This window comes from Herbaspirillum sp. B65 (assembly GCF_000333555.1).
Classification (GTDB): domain Bacteria; phylum Pseudomonadota; class Gammaproteobacteria; order Burkholderiales; family Burkholderiaceae_D; genus Herbaspirillum; species Herbaspirillum rubrisubalbicans.
This window is the reverse complement of record NZ_BADI01000942.1, coordinates 1-2,463: the sequence shown is the minus strand read 5'-3', so window position 1 is coordinate 2,463 and position 2,463 is coordinate 1. Positions and strand designations below refer to the sequence as shown.

1 pseudogene is annotated in these 2,463 nt (G+C 64.8%); it reads left to right on the top strand.

The window, feature by feature from the left end:
• Positions 1-2,326: pseudogene (locus I5W_RS21935) on the top strand (TIM-barrel domain-containing protein); the annotation flags it as partial.
• Positions 2,327-2,463: the final 137 nt, after the last annotated feature.

Sequence of the window (2,463 nt, the reverse complement as noted above, 5' to 3'; positions counted from 1 at the left end):
TCGAGCTGTTTGTCCTGGAAGAAACATCATCCGGGTGCTGGTGCTGCCCCAGGGCGAGCTGCGTGGGCCGGCCTCCTGGGCCATTGCGCCCGGTGCCGAAGACACGCCGCCGCAAGGCCGCGACCGGCGCGATATGAGCGGCTTCACGCTGCCCGACTTCGCCCTGCACAATGAAGCCGGCCGGGTGCAGATCGAGACCACGCAAATCCGTCTGACGGTGACGCTGGAGGGCGGCTTCTGCCAATGGGAAATGCAGCGCCAGGGCCAGTGGCAGACGGTGCTGACGGACCGTCCCACGCAAGCCTACAACTTCGGTTACTGGGACCAGCAGGTCTATCACTACCTCAAGCGCCAGCCCGATGAACTGTACTTCGGCCTGGGCGAGCGCGCCGGTGACATGAACCGCGCCGGCCAGTCCTACGAGATGCGCAACATCGATGCCATGGGCTATAGCGCCCGCAACACCGATCCGCTCTACAAGCACATCCCCTTCTACATCACCTGGAATGCGCAGGCCGCCAGCGGTTTCGGGCTGTTCTACGACACCCTCTCCGACTGCCGCTTCGACATGGGCCGCGAGCTGGACAACTACCACGGCCTGTATCGCTACTTCGTGGCACCGCATGGCGACCTGGATTACTACTTCATCGCCTCGCCCGACACGCCCCTGGCCGCCACCCGCCGCTTCACCTGGCTCACCGGCCGGCCCGCCTGGATGCCCAAGTGGGGCCTGGGCTACTCCGGCTCCACCATGAGTTATACCGATGCCCCCGATGCCCAGGCGCAGATGGGGCAGTTCATCGACAACTGCCGCCAGCACGACATCCTGTGCGACTCGTTCCACCTGTCGTCGGGCTATACCTCGATCGGCCCCAAGCGTTACGTGTTCCACTGGAACACCGACAAATTCCCCGACGCCAAGGGCTTCGTGCAGAGCTATCACGACGCCGGCGTACACCTGTGCGCCAACATCAAACCCTGCCTGCTGCGTGATCATCCGCAGTTCGAACAGGCGCGCGAAGCGGGGCTGTTGATCAACGACAGCGCGGGACAGCCGGCCTGGGTGCAGTTCTGGGATGAGGTCGGGGCCTATCTCGACTTCACCAATCCGGCCACCCAGCAATGGTGGAAAGCCAACGTCAAGTCGGCCCTGCTGGACTATGGCATCAGCGCCACCTGGAACGACAACAACGAGTTCGAAGTCTGGACCCCGGATGCCCTGGCCCATGGCTTCGGCGCGCCCTATCCGGTGCAGCAGGCCAAGGTGTTGCAGACCATGCTGATGATGCGCACCTCGCACCAGGCGCAATGCGAGGCCGCACCACAGCAGCGCCCCTTCCTGGTGTCGCGCTCGGGTGGCGCCGGGATGCAGCGTTACGTGCAGACCTGGTCGGGCGATAACTACACCTCGTGGGAAACCCTGCGCTACAACCTCAAGATGGGTCTGGGTCTGGCGCTGTCGGGGGTATCCAACATCGGCCACGACATCGGCGGCTTCGCCGGTCCCGCACCGGAACCGGAACTGCTGGTGCGCTGGGTGGCCTTCGGCGTGTTCATGCCGCGCTTTTCCATCCATTCGTGGAACGACGACAAGACCGTCAACGAACCCTGGATGTATCCCGAGGCGACTGCCCAGATCGCTGCGCTCATCAAGCTGCGCTACCGCTTCATTCCTTACCTGTATGAATTGTTGTGGCAATCCACCCGGGATTACCAGCCGGTGCTGCGCCCGACCTTCGCGCAGTTCCCGCAGGATCGTCGCTGCTATGAAGAATGTGACGAGATGATGCTGGGCAGCGACCTGCTGGTCGCGCCCGTGGTCGAGGCCGGACAGACCGAGCGCGAGCTCTATCTGCCAGCCGGTGCGGATTGGGTGTCGTACTGGAGCGGCGAGAGCTTTGCCGGCGGCCAGCGCGTGCGCCTTCCAGCGCCCTGGGAGCAGCCGGTGATGCTCATCCGCAAGGGCGGCGTGATCCCCATGAACGTGGCCGAACCACACTTCGGCCAGCCCGCCGATGCGCGCGCCTTCCTGGTGGTGCCGGTGCCCGGTGAGGGTGAAGCCAGCGGCGGCTGCATCGAGGACGATGGCCACAGCCAGGCCTGGCGCGAAGGCCAGCAGGGACGCTGGCAGGTGCGCGCCCGCAGCGATGCCCACAGCATCACGCTGCAGGTGACGCAGGAAGGCCAGATGCCGGTGGCCACCGACACGGTGGACATCTGGCTGCCGGCGGGCGACACCCGCACCCTGCACACACCTGAGGCCCGCATCGCCAGCGAGCACAACAGCCACGGCTGGCGCTGTCTGCGGCTCGATATGAAGAATTAAGCAGGCAATACAGCAACCACAAGCACAACACACCACGCCAAAACAGGAGACATGAATGAAAACGACCAACACCCCTACCCCCGCAACCCGGCTGTCGCTGCAACCCCTGTACCTGTGCGCCGCCCGCTGGCGCGGCG